This window comes from Vicinamibacterales bacterium (genome assembly GCA_036504215.1).
GTDB lineage: Bacteria > Acidobacteriota > Vicinamibacteria > Vicinamibacterales > Fen-181 > FEN-299.
This window is the reverse complement of the sequence record DASXVO010000033.1, coordinates 99,807-116,458: the sequence shown is the minus strand read 5'-3', so window position 1 is coordinate 116,458 and position 16,652 is coordinate 99,807. Positions and strand designations below refer to the sequence as shown.

General features: G+C 66.0%; 13 protein-coding genes. 10 read left to right on the top strand and 3 right to left on the bottom strand.

The genetic code is table 11. From position 1 onward, the window contains the following. Window positions 1-6 precede the first annotated feature (6 nt). Window positions 7-1,158 carry an L-rhamnose/proton symporter RhaT gene (rhaT, locus tag VGK32_08485; GenBank protein HEY3381791.1) on the top strand — a complete coding sequence of 384 codons (1,152 nt, stop codon included), beginning with the start codon at window positions 7-9 and terminating at the stop codon, window positions 1,156-1,158. Between the two features lie 4 nt (window positions 1,159-1,162). On the opposite strand, the gene VGK32_08480 is transcribed toward rhaT, so the two are convergent. Beyond that, window positions 1,163-1,366 carry a DUF5110 domain-containing protein gene (locus VGK32_08480; GenBank protein ID HEY3381790.1) on the bottom strand — a complete coding sequence of 68 codons (204 nt, stop codon included), beginning with the start codon at window positions 1,364-1,366 and terminating at the stop codon, window positions 1,163-1,165. Window positions 1,367-1,757: 391 nt separating this feature from the next. Here VGK32_08480 and VGK32_08475 point away from each other — a divergent pair, with 391 nt between their 5' ends. From VGK32_08475 to htpG, 3 genes are all read left to right on the top strand, one after another. Next, window positions 1,758-3,278, top strand: coding sequence for a rhamnulokinase family protein (locus tag VGK32_08475; GenBank protein ID HEY3381789.1), 1,521 nt, complete (start codon window positions 1,758-1,760; stop codon window positions 3,276-3,278). Between the two features lie 156 nt (window positions 3,279-3,434). Next, entirely contained in the window at window positions 3,435-3,596 is a 162-nt protein-coding gene (locus tag VGK32_08470; GenBank protein HEY3381788.1) for a hypothetical protein, read from the top strand. A 3-nt stretch (window positions 3,597-3,599) separates the two neighbouring features. Further along, complete coding sequence (htpG, locus tag VGK32_08465; GenBank protein ID HEY3381787.1) at window positions 3,600-5,441, top strand: molecular chaperone HtpG; 1,842 nt, start codon at window positions 3,600-3,602, stop codon at window positions 5,439-5,441. A 114-nt stretch (window positions 5,442-5,555) separates the two neighbouring features. Here the strand turns inward: htpG and VGK32_08460 are convergent, their stop codons facing one another. Beyond that, window positions 5,556-5,816, bottom strand: coding sequence for a hypothetical protein (locus tag VGK32_08460; protein ID HEY3381786.1), 261 nt, complete (start codon window positions 5,814-5,816; stop codon window positions 5,556-5,558). 749 nt (window positions 5,817-6,565) lie between these two features. On the opposite strand from VGK32_08460, the gene VGK32_08455 reads away from it, so the two are divergent. The 6 genes from VGK32_08455 to VGK32_08430 all read left to right on the top strand — a co-directional run bounded on the left by VGK32_08455 (window position 6,566) and on the right by VGK32_08430 (window position 15,667). Beyond that, window positions 6,566-7,297: a PEP-CTERM sorting domain-containing protein gene (locus VGK32_08455; protein HEY3381785.1), complete on the top strand. Its 732-nt coding sequence runs from the start codon at window positions 6,566-6,568 to the stop codon at window positions 7,295-7,297. 181 nt (window positions 7,298-7,478) lie between these two features. Further along, window positions 7,479-10,043: a PKD domain-containing protein gene (locus VGK32_08450; protein ID HEY3381784.1), complete on the top strand. Its 2,565-nt coding sequence runs from the start codon at window positions 7,479-7,481 to the stop codon at window positions 10,041-10,043. Between the two features lie 118 nt (window positions 10,044-10,161). Next, a complete protein-coding gene (locus VGK32_08445) occupies window positions 10,162-10,578 on the top strand; it encodes a hypothetical protein (GenBank protein ID HEY3381783.1) in 417 nt (138 codons plus the stop codon). 33 nt (window positions 10,579-10,611) lie between these two features. Beyond that, entirely contained in the window at window positions 10,612-13,737 is a 3,126-nt protein-coding gene (locus tag VGK32_08440) for a TonB-dependent receptor (GenBank protein HEY3381782.1), read from the top strand. 14 nt (window positions 13,738-13,751) lie between these two features. Next, entirely contained in the window at window positions 13,752-15,467 is a 1,716-nt protein-coding gene (locus tag VGK32_08435) for a hypothetical protein (GenBank protein HEY3381781.1), read from the top strand. A 14-nt stretch (window positions 15,468-15,481) separates the two neighbouring features. Beyond that, window positions 15,482-15,667 (top strand): hypothetical protein, encoded by a 186-nt coding sequence (locus tag VGK32_08430; GenBank protein ID HEY3381780.1) that lies wholly within the window; start codon window positions 15,482-15,484, stop codon window positions 15,665-15,667. 274 nt (window positions 15,668-15,941) lie between these two features. Here VGK32_08430 and VGK32_08425 read toward each other — a convergent pair whose 3' ends face one another. Further along, a complete protein-coding gene (locus VGK32_08425; GenBank protein ID HEY3381779.1) occupies window positions 15,942-16,598 on the bottom strand; it encodes a PEP-CTERM sorting domain-containing protein in 657 nt (218 codons plus the stop codon). Window positions 16,599-16,652 lie beyond the last annotated feature (54 nt).

Genomic DNA, 16,652 nt, shown 5'->3' with positions numbered 1-16,652 from the left:
GTACCCATGTCTCCCAACCCGTTCCTCGGCGTGTTCTTCCACTGGCTCGGAGGCTTGGCCTCGGGCAGTTTCGTCGTGCCCTACCGCTTCGTGAGACGGTGGTCCTGGGAGACGTATTGGCTTGCCGGCGGCTTCTTCAGCTGGATCATCATGCCGTGGATGATGGCGGCGCTCAACACCAACGACCTGATGGGGGTCCTCCAAGAGACGCCCCCGAGCACCCTGGCCTACTGCGCCTTCTTCGGCATGCTGTGGGGGATCGGGAATCTCACGTTCGGATTGTCCGTGCGGTACCTCGGCGTCGGGTTGGGCATGGCCATGGTTCTCGGGTGGTGCGCCGTGGTGGGCACGCTCACCGAGCCGTGGTACAGGGGCGAATTCACCGCGAAGCTGATCACTCCTTTCCACGGCAACGTCATCCTGGCTGGCGTCTTCATCTGCCTGGCCGGCGTGTTGATTACCGGGCTCGCCGGACGGAAGAAGGAGGTGGAAATGCCGGCGGAGCAGAAGCTCGGCAACGTCGTGGAGTTCAACTTCCGGAAGGGCGTGCTGGTGGCCGCGGTCTCGGGCGTCTTCAGCGCGTGCTTCGCCTTCGGACTCGCGTCAGGCAACCCGATCAAGGCCATCACCATGCAGCACGGGACCGATGCCATCTGGCAGGGGCTGCCCGTGCTGGTGGTCGTGCTGGCCGGAGGATTCTGCACCAACGCCTTCTGGTGCATCCATCTCAACATCAAGAACCGCACCGGGTTCCAGTATTTCAGCTGCCAGATCCGCGCCGAGTCGCCGTCCACCGCGCTCGCCCCCGGCTTCGGCGAGGGCGAGCCCGCGAAACGAATCCCCGCCGATGGCCGCCAGGACAAGACGCCGGTGCCCGTGCTGTGGAACTACGTGTTCAGCGCCATGGGCGGCATCTTCTGGTACCTGCAGTTCTTCTTCTACTCGATGGGCGAGACGCAGATGGGCGCGTACAAGTTCTCGAGCTGGACCGTGCACATGGCCAGCATCATCATCTTCGCCACCATGTGGGGTGTGATCCTCAGGGAGTGGCGCGGCGCGAGCGGCAAGGCGATGCTCTTGCTCCGGCTGGGCGTGGCCACATTGCTGTTGTCGACAATCGTCGTCGGCTACGGGAACTACCTGGGCGCACACCCGTAAACGGTCACCACCGATCGACCGCCCGCGAATCGACGTGGAAGGGCACGGTGGGCGCGTGCACCTCGATCGTCAACGCACCCGGCCGCAGGTCGGCGGTGAGTTCGGTCTGCGCAACGACCTGCCTCTGATACTCGGGGCTCATCCCATCGTCTTCCTGGAGCCAGCACGAGGAGTGGCCGGCAGGATGGATGTCGAGCGTGAGCGGCATCACGTCGGGCGGTGCGGCGTACTCGATGGTGCGATCGCCGGCGTGGCGCTGGCCGGCTTGCTGGAAGGCGATTCGTCATCGGCAGCTCCCGCTCCGGCGGTCTGCAGAGTGTTTCGGACGGTGAAACTCCCTGCGCGCGACGTGCACGCTGGATCCCGTTCTGGCCCTGAGTTATCGTGGGGGGCACCGTTCGGCCCCGCGTCCTCCGGTTCGTCGAATTCGGCTCCCGCGCCCGAGCGCGCCCGGAGGGGAGTGAAGGGTGATTCGCAAAGCGTTCCGGATGCGTGTGCATGAAGGCGCGGCGGAGGAAGACGCGCCCGGCATCGGCGCGCGCGAGGCGCTCGTCGCCGGCCAACCGCCGCGACCACCGAGGTAGCCGCGGAGAGCATTTGTGGGCGTTGCGCATCCAATCGGCACACACGGCGCTCGGCATGTCGCGATCGACCTCGGGGCCGGCAGCGGACGGGCCCTGATTGGCGGTGCGGATGCCACGGGCTTCCACGTCAGCGAGGTGCACCGCTTCCACTATGCTCCACGCCGCGTCGACGGGCATCTGCGGTGGGACGTCGCGGGCCTGATTGACGGGATCCGCATGGGCCTCCGGCTCGCGCACGACGCGGCCGCGTCGACGGGCGCACCGATCACCTCGGTCGGCGTCGACTCGTGGGGCGTTGACTACGCCCTCCTCGACGAGGCCGGCCGCCTCGTGGAAGAGCCGGTCTGCTACCGCGACGAACGAACGTCCGGTGCGATGGACTCGGTCTTCACCGCCGTGCCGCGTGACGAACTCTTCGCGCGCACCGGTATCCAGTCTCTCCCGTTCAACACCCTGTACCAGCTCCGGGCACACGTGCGGGACGGGCTGCCGGAGCGTGCACGCCACCTCCTCCTCATCCCCGACTTCTGTCATCACGAACTGTGCGGGTCGATCGTCACGGAGCGGACGAACGGATCCACCACCCAGTTGCTCGCTGCCGGTACTCGCTGCTGGGACGACCAGCTCTTCGATCGGTTGAGCCTGCCGCGCGGCCTGATGTCGGACGTCGTGGATGCCGGGACCGCCATTGGCACACTTCGGCCGGAACTCTGCGACGGGCTGGGCGTCGCACCCGCCGCCGTGGTGGCGCCCGGCACGCACGACACGGCCAGCGCCGTCGCGGGCACGCCGCTCGCTCCGGGCTGGGCATACATCTCGTCCGGCACCTGGTCGCTGGTCGGCGTGGAACGGGATGCGCCGCTTCTGACCGCGGAGGCATCCGAGGCAGGCCTGACGAACGAAGCCGGCGTGTTCGGGAGCGTGCGCCTGCTGACAAACGTGATGGGCCTGTGGTTGCTCGAGTCGTGTCGGCGCGAATGGGCCGCAGAAGGCCGGGGGCACGATTTGACGGCGCTCATCGCAGCCGTTGCTCGAGTATCGGATTTCGCCGGCGTCATCTTCCCGGACGACCAGCGCTTCTTTGCGCCAGGCAGCATGGTGCGCGCGATCCGCACCTCGCTCGCGGCGACCGGGCAGGACGACGTCGACGACCCGGTGCGGCTGACAAAGGTGATCCTCGATTCGCTCGCCCTCCGCTATGCGGCGGCGGTCGCAACCATCGAGCGCGTGACGGGTCGGCCCGTTCCGGGCATTCACGTCGTCGGCGGCGGGTCGATGAACGGCTACCTGAATCAGGCAACGGCCGATGCGTCCGGACGTGACGTGCTCGCCGGGCCCGTGGAGGCCACCGCCACCGGGAACCTGCTGGTGCAGGCCATCTCGGCGGGGACGATCGGCTCGCTCGACGACGGCCGTCGGCTGGTGGCCGGCGCACACCCGCCCGGTCGGTTCGAGCCACGCGGTGGCGCGCGGTGGGAACAACCGGCCCGCCTGTTCGCCGACCTCGCCGCAATCAACGCGCTCGGCCGTGGATGACTGAAAGCGGTCGGGCCCTGGACTCGTGGCCGCCCAGAGCAGCGTCACAGGGCGGCTCGCCGCTCGTGATCGAAACGGGGCGCGTGACGGTGGGCGCCGACGGCGAACGGGACGTATCTCCTGTTGTGTCGCCCCGGCCCTGTGAGACGATACGGTATGTCCCTCCAGTCGATTACCGGGGTCGAGGACAACGAGATCAGCCGCATCGCCCAATCGCTGAAGCTCGAGCACGGCGACCTCGTTCGCGCGCGCCTCGCCTGCAAGGAGTACCTGCGCGCCTTGCAACAGCCGGGTCAGCCCACTCTTGCCAATCACTGAACCATGAGCGAACGACATCACTTCCAAGCCGAAATCTCGCAACTGCTCGACATCGTCATCCACTCCCTCTACACCGACCGGGAGATTTTCATCCGCGAACTCGTGTCCAATGCGGCGGACGCGTGCGAGAAACTCCGGTTCCTCCAGACGTCGGGGAGCACGGTGTTCCAACCCGATGTCAGCTCCGCGATCTCGGTGACCACCGATGACAAGGCGGGCACCATCACCATTGCCGACACTGGCATCGGCATGACGCACGGCGACCTGGTGGAGAACCTGGGCACGATCGCGCACTCGGGGACGAAGGCGTTCCTCAAGCAACTGGCCGACAATCAGCGTCCCGATGCGCGTCTCATCGGACAGTTCGGCGTCGGCTTCTACTCGGCGTTCATGGTCGCCACCAAGGTGGTGGTCCTCACCCGATCGTCCCTGCCCGACGAGCAGGGCTGGCGCTGGACCAGCGAGAACGCCGGGGGCTTCGAGATCGAGCCGGCCGCCGATCTGTCGCGCGGCACACAGGTCGTCGTTCATCTCAAGGACGATGCGAAGGAGTTCGCCCGGACCGATACGACGAGGCGCATCGTCGAGCGCTATTCGAGCTTCATCCAGTTCCCGATCGAACTGAACGGCTCTCGCCTCAACACGATTCAGGCCATCTGGGCCCGGAACAAGGGCGACGTCCCCGACGCCGACTACAACGCCTTCTACCAGTACGTCGGCCACGATCACGAAGACCCGGTGCTCCGGTTGCACTTCACCGCCGACGCGCCGCTCGCCATCCAGGCGCTGCTGTTCGTGCCGAAGAGCAACTGGGAGAACCTGGGCCTCGGCCGCACCGAGCCCGGCGTGAACCTGTATTGCCGCAAGGTGCTGATCCAGGACCACGCGCCGAATCTCTTCCCCGAATGGCTCCGCTTCCTGAAGGGCGTGGTCGACAGCGAGGATCTGCCGCTCAACATCTCGCGCGAGACGATGCAGGATAGCGCCCTGCTGGAGAAGATCAACAAGGTGCTGACGGGGCGGTTCCTGAAGTTCCTCGACGAGACCGCCGAGAAGGAGGCCGCGCTCTACGAGAGCTTCTACGCGCAGTACGCGCGCTTCCTCAAGGAGGGCGTGGCCACCGACTTCGTGCACCGGGAGGTGCTCGGCAGGCTCCTCCGCTTCGAATCGTCCGCGCAACCGAAGGGCACGCTCACCTCGCTGGCCGATTACGTGAAGCGGATGCGGGGCGATCAGAAGGACGTCTATTATCTGCTGGCGCCGAGCCGCGAGGCGGCCGAGAGCAGCCCCTACTTCGAGGTCTTCCAGTCACGCGGCTACGAGGTGTTGTTCCTCCAGGATCCGATCGACGAGTTCGTGATGGAGCACCTCCACGAATTCGACAGGAAGCCACTGCGGGCTGCCGAGAAGGCCGACCTCGCCGTGGCGGATCCGCTCGTCGCCGGCGTGGGGCTCTCGGACTTCGATGCCGAGGCACTCGCCGGGTGGCTCAAGGAGACGCTCGCCGACCGCGTCGGCGCCGTACGGCCGTCCAAGCGCCTCGTGAACAGCCCCGCGGTGGTCGTCGACGCGGATCGCATGATGACCAGCGGGATGAGGCGGATGCTGAGGGCGGTGCAGAAGGACAAGGACGAGGTGCCTGACGCCAAGCAGGATCTCGAAGTCAACCCCCGCCACCCGATCATCGTCGGGCTGCAGAAGATGCGCGGGTCGGACAACGTCCTGGCGGTGAAGGTGGCGCAGCAGTTGCTCGACAACGCGCTGGTGGCGGCGGGGCTTCTCGACGATCCGCGGGCGATGCTGGCGAGGCTCAACGAACTGCTCGAGCGGGTGCTGGCACCGTAGCCCGCCGACGCGCCGTTCGCCATCCAGGCGCTGCTGTTCGTGCCGAAGTCCAACTGGGAGAACCTGGGCCTCGGCCGCATCGATCAGAATCATCCCCTTCGGAAGAGCTCCAGCTTACGGCAGCATCAACTCGAGCCGGCCATCTCCGGTCTTCGGGTCGACCCGGATGGACTTCAGCTGGCCGGTCCAGAGGACCTCACCGACAAAGGCGGACGCCAAGACGCCGCGAAGCTCGTTTGCCGGCCCCTCGTGCTTGACGATCCAGATCGGCTGGCGGGCACTGTCGAAGCACATCGTGGCTCCCCGGAACATGCCGTCGGAATCGATCAGGTCCACCTTGTCGGGGAGTTTCGCGGTGCCTCCGATTCGCTCCACCGAATGCACGTCGCACGCCCGCGCCGCCTCGTCATTCCGCGCCGTTCTTCGTCGTCCCCTTCGCTGCCCCTTCCCGAGCCACAACTTGGCCCTGCTCGGCATCGGCCGCACGCTCTGGGTCTTCCGCCTGGTCGGCGCCTGGTGGATCGCCGATGCCGTCTGGCGGCTGGCTCGACCCTGAATGACCGTGCGGTCGTCACGCTGACGCGGTAGCGAATTCAGCCTCTCGGCAGAATCTGCCAAGAAAGTCAACCTGAGGGGTGATTTCAGTTTCTTTCGCTGCGCACCAATTGCACTGTATCTACTTGAAGACACTGAAACATACGAAATACGGGTGTCCAGCGGCCCGCCTGGTTGGACTCTTGCTTCAGCTTGACGTTCGGAGTCGCTCGCGAGGCCCGATCCCTGGCGCGTCCATCCCGGCGGACGCCTTGGAGTCGAGGTTCACGAGCCCCGCGTGGCAGCCGCCGCCGCAATGGGGTCGAGCGCTCGTATCCGCGCGTGCGGTCTGCCTGTTTCTCTCCACGGTCGCGTCGTTGGCGTTCGCCGTTCGGCGTTCGTCGTCCATCTAGTCGGCCGAACCCATAGGAACACCACTCCCCTCGAGCGGAGGCCGTTTGTCCATGGAATGGACTGGCCGCGCACCGCCTTTGGCGCCGACGTGCAGAGGACGGCCGGCCCGTGCCTCGCGGCAATCGGCCGGCGCAGTCGTTTGTCGGCAGCCATCCTCGACTTGGAGGAAGACTCATATGAGGAAACTCGTTCTCGTCTTGTGCGCGGTCCTGGTTCTTGGGTTCGGCGCGTCGGCGGCGTCAGCCGACACGATCCGACTCAATGACTGGATCCTCAAGATCAACAGCGCGACCTACGACGCGATCGGCAACCCGATCCTCCCAGGCAACGTCAACGCGGCTGGATTCGACTTCGGGACCGGACTCGGCACGATCGTCGTGTCGCTGAGCACCCCCGGTAACTACTCGCTCATCGGGTACTTCGACCACGACATCACCGGTGACAACAACCCGTGGGACAACGAGTGGGGAGTGGTTCACGGAGCGCCAGTGGCCGGGCAGTCATATCAGATGGATGTGCCCGGATGCGACCCCTTGGTGTGGGACCACTGCGTGCCGCTCAGTAGCTTGTACCCGAACATCACGGCTGGCGCCCTCGACAACACAAACCACGTGGGCTCACCTGGATTATTCGACGTGGCGATGGCGTTGGGGTGGAACTTCTCTCTCGACGCGGACCACCGCGCCGTCTTGACGTTCCACATCGGCGAGACCCTGCCGGCATCAGCCTTCTTCTTGAACCAGCACGATCCGCTGCCGGCCGGCACCCAGGGCCAGGACATCTACTACTCGAGCACCCTGGACATCGTCGAAACCGGTCCCGGCGTCGTACCCGAACCGAGCACGATGCTGCTCGTCGGCACGGGCCTGATCGGTCTTGCGCGCCTCGGGCGGCGCAAGAAGAAGTAGTCAGTCGGATGCTCGCAGGAACGGGTGCCCCAGCACCCGCCCTGCCGCAGTTCCACGGACGCGGCGAAGCAGGGTCGCCAATGCGAGGCGGCCGTCTGCTTCGTCGCGTCGTGTCGTCCCAACGAGGCCGCCGCTCACAATTCGCGTTGACCGCCTCTGCTCGAGCCGAGGAGGAGACAACATGCACAGCGACCGAGCTCACAACCGTCGGTCGATGGGACTCATCCTGCTTCTGGCCATCGCCCTGGTCGGTGCGGGTCTGGCTGCGCCGGCGCAGGCGGCCCCACCGGGCGTCAAGGTCGTGCCTTGGGTCGCCAGCAACTCGCTGGTCCCGCACGACACCTATCCTGGAAAAGCAGTCAAACTCAAGGGCACGTCCAGCGTCCAGGGAGCCAACATCGCGTGGACCTGGGACTACGGCGACGGGACGCCGGTGGCGACCGGAACGGTCAGCGACATGTACGTCGTCGAAGCCACCCACACGTATGCCGGCACGATCGGCACGGTGTTCACGGCCCGTCTGACCATCCAGAACACCACGACCGGCGAGTCGGCCAGCAAACCGTACTACGTCAAGCTCCAGACGAAGTCCCTGTCCGTCGAGGTGAACGTGGCCATCGACGAGGGACTGTGGGAACTCCACAAGGAGCAATACCGCTACCACTACGTCGATCCAACGTCACACAAGGAGAGCGAACTTGGGGCGTGGGACCGATCCAGGTTCGGCGGGGCGGCGTTCTCGGGCTACTACACGATCTGGGCCGCCAACGTGAATGCGTTCGAGGTGAACGGCCACCTGGAGAACGGAGACCCGGACAATCCGTACGTGGAAACCGTGGCTCGCGGAATGCGCCAGCTCTTCTACTGCCTGACGGGCAGTGCCATCCCCGCATCCATCACCAACCCCAAGGGCACGTTCAGTCCTGATGGAAACGGCAACACCAAGGCCATCTACGTCAACCAGAGCTACCCGTTCTATCAGGGTGGGTTCTTCGTCGATGCGATCGTGAGCAGCGGCACGCCAAACGCCGTCGTCCAGGCCGGGCCGGCCGCCCTCGATGGCATGACCTACGTCAACGTCGTCCAGGACCTGGTGGACGGGTACGTCAACTGTCAGTACAGGAACAGCCCACAAGGCGGTGGCTGGCGGTACAGCTGCGGCGAAGCCCCGGACAACTCGCCCAGCCAGTGGGCCGCGATCTCCATCATTCCCGCACTCCGTGAGTGGGGGACCGAGCACACACCTCCTGGGCCGGTCAACATCTCACCACTGGTGAAGGAATGGAACAAGGTCTGGCTGCAGTACAGCTACGACGGGCACGGGTTCGGGTACACCAGCGCGGGCTACTACCCGTGGGGCCCGTACGCGGTCACCCCATCGGGCATGGTCCAGATGGTGATGGACGGCGTCGGCCGCGGCAACCCGATGTGGGACAACGTCGAGACGTGGATGCGCAACAACTTCGGCAACTCGGGTGGTGCGACGGTCGCCGTGAAGGACTACTACTACGGCCTGTTCTCGTTCGTGAAGTCCCTGTTGCTGCACCCGTGCCCCACACCGGCGGCCTGCAGCCGGGACGCGAGTGACACGACCCCGTACGGCATCAAGATGCTGCACTCGGCGACGGCGGGTGTCCCTGACATCGACTGGTACGGTGCCGAGACGTCCAAGGGCGCCCCGACCGATGGGATCGCGAGGACGCTCGTCAACGATCAGAACACGACGTGGGGCTACTGGTACGGCCACAACAATGACGGCAACCAGTACCGGTTCGAGACCGCGTCGGCGATCATCATGCTGAACCGCACGGTGTTTGCCGGCGGCGCTCCGGTGGCGGTCGCGGTGGCCACGCCGAACCCGGCGGTCGCCGGCGCCATCGTGACGCTCGACGGAACCGGCTCGTTCCACCAGGATGTCGCAAAGACCATTGTTCAGTGGGACTGGGACATCGACGGCGACGGGATCTTCGAGCTGCACGGCCCGATCGTGACCCACACCTGGGCAGCGCTGGGCACCTATCCGGTGACGCTCCAGGTCACCGACAACGCGGGCACGCCGGCAACGGCTTCCTCGATCCTGACCGTCATCGTGTCGATTCCGCCGCTGGCGCCGACGGCCAATGCCGGCGGTCCCTACAACCTCTGCCCGGGTGCCAAGCCCTGGTTCCTCGACGGCTCGAAGTCGGTGAACCCGGACGAGGGCAAGAGCGAGCCCGGGCAGCCGGCAGATACCATCTACGCCAATCCGAACCAGTTCACGTGGAACCTCGGCACGGCGTTCGGCGACGCGATTGGCATCAAGCCCGACGTGACGGCCTGGTTCACGGCGAAGGGGCCTGGCAATTACCTGGTCCAGCTCAAGGTGACCGATACGACCGCGACGGCGTACCCGAGCAGTGGCCAGCCAAACCTGTCGAGCACGGCGTCCGGGTATGTGTACGTGAAGTCCGCCACCGACCCGGCGTGCGTGGCGTGCATCACGAACCTGAAGGCGTCGGCCAAGTCGAAACTCGTGCAGTTGACCTGGACGCTGACGGGCGCGGATCACTACAACGTCTACCGATCGACGGTCAATGGAGGACCCTACAGCAAGATCGCGGTCGCGATTGCGACGCAGACGGTGTTCTTCGACGCCACGGTGGTGAACGGCACGACCTACTACTACGTGGTCCGGCCGACGACGCTGGGCGAAACCGAGTTGTGTCAGTCCAACCAGGTGTCGGCTCTCCCACGGGCGCTGCGGTAGCACCGCCGTTTCGATGACGATCGTCTCAGGCTGAACTCTGGCCGGGCTCCGGCGGATGCCGGACCCGGCCAGCCGCTATCTGAGCATCACTGAACCCGGTCCCCGGGGGAGGATACCGATGCGCATGAAGTCCGGCGTTGCCGTGATCGTGCTGATCGCGTGTGCCTCGTGGGCGTCGATGGCGCAGGACAAGGTCCCGCTACCCCAGGTACGGGTGTCGGGCCAATGGGCGGGAGAAATCAGGACGGCTGTCTCCTACTCTCCCATTCAAGTGTCGTTCAAGCTGGAGGACACAACGAAGGGTGTCACCGGCTTCGCCTGGCCCGGCGAGGGACAGGTGCCCATCACGAACGTCAAGTACGAAGGCGCCACGCTCGCCTTTGAGGTCTCCGGCGAGGATGCGGCCTACCGGTTCAGTCTCACCGTCGGTGCCGAGCGGATGGAAGGTGACGTGTCGGTCGACGACCACGGCCACTCGTGGACCGGAAAGGTTCGCCTGAACAAGGAACAGCCGAAGGAGAACGAGAAGAAGTAGCAGCAGAACAACCAGGGGGATGTCATGGGACCAATGGCACGCACGAAGACTGTCTCTTTGGCGCTGCTGCTCGTCCTCGGCGCCGGCGTCGTTGCCCGGGCCCAGGTGACCACGGGGATCATCAGCGGCTACGTGTTCGACCCCAGCGGACGGCTGATCGCCAATGCTGAGGTGTCGGTTTCAGACAACCTTCACGCCGTCGCCCGCACCACCACGACCGACAACGCCGGTTTGTATCGCTTCGCTGAGTTGCCGCCGGCGGCCTATGACGTTTCCGCGGCGGCGCAGGGGCTCGAACGGATCCATCGCGCGCAGGTGCCGCTGGCGGTCAACAGCCAGGTCCGGGTGGACTTCCACCTGCCCCTCGCGGGCATCGCCCAAACCGTCCTGGTGACCGCGCCCCTCGAGCCGATGCAAGCGGAGTCGGCCGAACTGGGCAGCATCCTCGACCAGCGGCGCATCCAGGCACTGCCCATCAACCGCCGCGATTTCCTGCAACTGGCGATGCTCACCTCCGGGGTCAATCCACCCGCCGAGGGCTCCGAGTTGTCGTCGCGCGGCTCGTTTGCGATGCACGCCAACGGGGGTCGCGAGGAGTACAACAACTTCCTGCTCGACGGCGTGGACAACAACGACCCCTACGTGAACCGCTTCGTGGTCCAGCCTCCCGTGGACAGCATCCAGGAATTCAAGATCGCCACGAACAGCTACAGCGCCGAGTACGGACGGAGCGCGTCCGGCCAGGTGAACGTCATCACGAGGAGTGGCACCAACCGATTCGACGTGACGGCCTACGAGTACTTCCGCAACCAGGCGTTGAACGCCCGCAACGTGTTCGATACCGCGCCGGACAAGCCGGTGTTCGAACGCAATCAGTTCGGCTTCAGCGTCGGTGGGCCCCTCCTGCGAAACCGCACGTTCGTCTTCGCCAACGTCGACCGCCTGCGCGAACGGCGCACGGCCACGCGCCTGTCGACGGTCCCGACCGACCTGCAGCGGAGCGGCAACCTGTCAGAATTGGCCACGCCCGTCATCGATCCCTTTACGCGACAGCCCTACGCCGGCAACATCATTCCGACCGGCCGGATCGATCCGGTCGCGCTCAAGGTGCTGGATCTGTTTCCGCGGGCCAACCGGGCCGGCCTCTCCGGAAACTACGTGCACGACGCGCCCGTCCGTGAAGACCAGGACCAGATGGCGATCCGGGTGGACCACCGGTTGTCGAACGCCGGGCAGTTGACCGTGCGCTACAACAGGGGCATGGTGGACGCCTTCGACCCATACGCGGAAGACACGGACACGGTGTCCGGCTTCGGCAACTCCTACAGGGATCCCGCGCACAACGCGCTTCTGCAGTACCAGCACGTCCTCGGCAGCCACGCGTTCAGTTCGACGCGGTTCGGGTTCAACCGGTACTCGCGGGAGATTCTCTCCGAGCACGCGGGAGTGGACGTCGGGCGGCTGTGGGGGGTGAACTGGTTGCAGGTGCCCGAGCGTGACTTCGGCTACCCGACCATCACGATCGCGGGGTTCTCGAAGGTCGGGGACGCCATCACCCTGCCCATCCGGCGGCACACCACCACCCTCCAGCTGGCCCAGAGTCTCTCGCTCGACCGCGGAAGACATCTATGGCGGCTCGGCGCGGAGATCCGTCACCAGAGGCTCGACGGCAACCTGGACATGCTGGCGCGAGGATCGCTGACATTCTCCGGCTTTGTCTCGGGCACTGGCATCAGCGACCTCCTGCTCGGCCTGCCGTCCTTCGGCATGCAGTCGAGGGCCGACAACACGCTGCAGTTGCGCACCACGGCCTACAGCGCCTACGTGCAGGACGACTGGAAGATCCGTCCTGATCTCACGTTGAACCTCGGCGTGCGCTACGAGTACAACACCCCCTCCGTCGACCCGGCGAACCACATGTCCAGCTTCGATCCTGCAACGGGCACGGTGATCCCAGTGGGCAGCGGCTCGATCTCGCCTTCGGGCGTCCAGCCGGACTGGAACAACGTCGCGCCGCGGGTCGGCATCGCCTGGAGTCCTGGCGCCGGCCTGGTGGTGAGAGGGGGCTACGGCGTGTACTACGACTCGGGCATGTTCGAAGTGAACTCCGCACAGTACTTCAACCCACCGCAGTTCACGCTCAGGGTCTACTTCCCGACGCAGTTCTCGCTCCTGACCCTCGCCAACCCGTTCCCCTCAACCGGGGGATTCGCGCCGCCTCCGTCGCTCAGCACGCTGAGCCCGGATCTGACGACGTCGGTCATGCAACACTGGAATGTCGGCGTCCAGCGCCAGCTCGGGTCGGTCGGAACCGCGACCGTCAGCTATGCAGGCTCGAAGGGCAGCCACCTGATTCGGCCGCGCGACCTGAATCAGCCGAGGCCGGGCACGGGCGACGTGCAGGACCGGCGGCCATACCCGGAGTACGGAAGCATCTTCTTCATCGAGAGCGCTGGTCGTTCCACGTTCCACTCCCTCCAGGTGCTGTTCAGCCGCCCCATGACGAGCGGTGTGGCGGTATCTGCCGCCTACACGCTCTCCAGGTCGATGGACGACGGCTCGTCGTTCCTGGGCACGAAGGGAGACCCGAACTTCCCGCAGGACAGCCGGAACATGGCCGCGCAGTGGGGGCCGTCGAACTTCGACATCCGGCACCGCTTCTCGGCGTCGTTCATTTGCCAACTGCCGTCGGGCAGCATCATCACGCGTCACACCGAACTGCGCGGCATCGTCACGCTGCAGTCGGGGCAGCCGTTCACTCCGCTCCTGCGGTTCGACAACAGCAACACGGGCAACACCGGTCAGCAGAGCGGCTCGGATCATCCCAACCTGGTCGGCGATCCGGCGACCTCCGATCCGACCGCGGACCGCTGGTTCAACACGAGCGCGCTCGCCGTGCCGGAGCCCGCCACCTTCGGGAACGCAGGACGCAACATCCTCCGTGGCCCTGGCTACGCATCGGTGGACCTGTCGCTGGCGCGCAGGTTCCGGCTTGGCAATCGCAGCGAACTCACGCTCGAGGCGCAGGTCTTCAACCTGTTCAACCGGGCGAACTACGAGCTGCCGGAACTCTACGTGGACGAGCCCGCCACATTCAGTCGGATCTTCGCGGCGAAGGCGCCAAGGCAGGTTCAGCTGGCGCTGCGGGTGAGCTTCTGAGCCGGGATCAACGTATGAGCGGATATCTTGCGGCGGTGTTCCTCGCGGTGGCGCTGCCGATGCTCGGCACCGGGACGACCGGCGGCACGACCTCGCCGGCTGCCAACGGCCCGGAGTCGAAGCAGCCGGTCTACATCTCGCTGTTCAGCACGATCGAAGATCATCTGAACATCGAGATCAGCGAGGAGCGTCTGCAGCGCACGCTGGATACGATGCGCAGGCTGCGCCAGCAGCATCCCGGCGTCCGACCCACCTGCCTGATGCTGTTCTCCGGTACGACGAGCGAGGCGCTGCAGACCAGGGACCAGGCGAACGGTCTGCTGACCCGGGTGCGCGAGTCGGCCAGGGCGGGCCTGATCGAAATGGGCTACGACGGCGCCCAGGAACCGACCTTCCTGACGTGGCCCAGGCCGAACATGAGGAGGGCAACGACCGGCGCGGAACGGTGGCTGGCGCGCAGCCAGGCGGCCGAGTGGTTCCTGACGGAGTACAAGGATCCCGTCACCGGGCTGCCCGATCCAGATCGCTCCGGCGGCGTCATGCGAACCGCAGAGGTGTTCGGACGGCTGGCGTACGTATCTGGCGTGAGCCAGGAGATTGGGGGTGACTCGGAGATCGTCCACCACGTCCACCGCTCCGCGGTCGACGCCATCCTGCCCGGTGTGCCGGAGAACACGGTGTACGCGGCACGGCTGCTCCATGGATACGGCGTCTCGGCCGCGACCGTCGGCAGATTGATGAGTCCCGCGCCCACCTCGGCGCCCGAGCTGTTCTGGATGGACAACGTGCTTCGCCTGTCGAACACGAGTGGGGCGCCCGTGAAGGTCGTCGTGGCCAACCAGGGGCCGGAGGCGCTGCAGAAGATCCTCGACGGTCTCGATCGCTCGCGGCCACACGTCATCCGTGTCCAGCTGGCTCACAGCGACGTCTATCTCAAGCCCGGTTTCGGCGGCGGGCGCTACACGACGCCCATCGAGTGGGCGTATGACAATCCGAAATCGGCCCACCTGGGGCAGGATGGCCTGCAGTCGCGCGAGGAAATCGACGCGGCATTCAAACGGGAGGATGCCGTCCTCGAGTGGCTGGCCGGTTCGTTCTTCCCCGCCAACCCAGGCAGCCGGTTCATCGCCATGGCGGATCTGAAACACGCGGCACCGACGCGCGTCGGCGCGTCGGTGTCGCTCGAGATCCTGCGGACGGCGGCCAACGATCTGCTGACGGAATGGAGCAGGGCCGGGAACTATCCACCATTCACGGCACGTGCCGGCGATGAGTACTTCTCTCTGGCGGACATGTTCCAGATGCTGGCGACGGCGCTTGCAACGTGGCATCGCGACGGCGCGTGGCCCCCGTCGGTCACGCTGCAGCATGTCTACGGCCCGCTCGAGATGACCGACGACCTTGGACCGCTCGGACGGACGGTGGCCGTGCGCGAAGTGGCCGCCGCGGCGTCAGGGCTGGCGGAGGCGCTGAACGACCAGGCCTGGAAGCCGGTGCCCGACAACGTGGTGCCGACGTGGGTGACCGTCGGTGCGCTCCGGCTCAACGCCAGCCAGTTCCTCCGTCTGATGGTCGAGGCGCTGGCAGCCCCCGAACCAGGCCGGAGCCTGACGACCGGAATGAACTACATGTTCTCCTCCGCCGCCGAGATGTTCCCCAAGGGCCGGCCGCGCCGGGACGTGGGCGCCCTGTGGACGTTGAAGCCCGCGCGGCTCGTTGGGCTGGAGTAAGCGGGGAGACCGGTATGCGCCCCCAGTGGAACCCACTCGTGGCTGCCCTGGTGGCGATTCTCCTGTCGGCCGTCCTCGCCATCCCGACGTCCGCCAGCATCTCGGCGCCGGGTGGCCTCACCGGGCTGATCCTGGACCCGAGCGGCGGCACCGTGGCGGGCGCGCGCGCGCGTGGCCGTCCTCACACCCGCAGGCAGTGAGATTCGCGGCACCGTCACCGACGCCGCCGAGCTTGGGCGCCGGAACGCATCCGGATTTCCGCGCGCGCTTCCGCTGGACGATCTTGACGAGCACCTCCACGGAACCGAGTTGCGGGACCCGAATAGGACGGCCACAGCGTCAGCAGTTTCGTGCTGTCGCTGATCGGCCAGGGCACACGCCCGGTGCCGTGTCCCTGTGGCGTGCCGGCGCGCAGACCCGGATACCGTGCCTGCGAGGAAGCCTGCGCCATCACATGCCTTTGGCCCACTCCCGCTACTCGTGCCGGCGGCGACGGCGGACAGCCATTGCCGAGCCGATCAAGCCGGTTCCCAGCAGCATGAGGGATGCCGGTTCGGGGACCGGCTGGGCCTCGTATACCTCGAACTCGTATATCCATGCGTGGTTTGGACATCCCGAACAGAAAGCCGCGCCCGCCGGAACCGTCCACCGCACCTTGCTGCCGAGCACCGCGTCGAAGGAGTAGATGTCCGACAGCGACCCCAGCGCCTGCTGTGAGCCCAGCAGCCGCGTGTAGCTGATCGGATTCCACGCCGTGCCATCCCAGTAATCGAGGAACGGGTTGGTGACGGGATAGTAGCTGTGATGCCAGATGATGACTTCGTTGAACCAGGACGATGAGGCCAGCGCGATCGTCGCCTGGTGCTGCCCGCCATCCCACGGAAGTGCCAAGCCGTGGTACCACTCGGGGTATCCTCGCTGGCCATCGACGATTTCCCACGGACCGCCGGCCCATCCACCTCCGCCTCCCCACCCCGCGTCAGATTCGAGCGGGCTCGGAAGCCCCGTAGCAGTTGGGTTCAGGGCCAGGTTGATGGGGTCGGCTGCGGCCGGGCACGAGCAGGCCACCGCCAGGCCGACGGTCGCCACCCCAAGCGCGATGACGCTCACGCCGGAACGGAAGATGCGCATGATTCAATCCTCCATCTTGTCGGGTGAGATAGGCGCCGGAATCCCTTGCGGGCG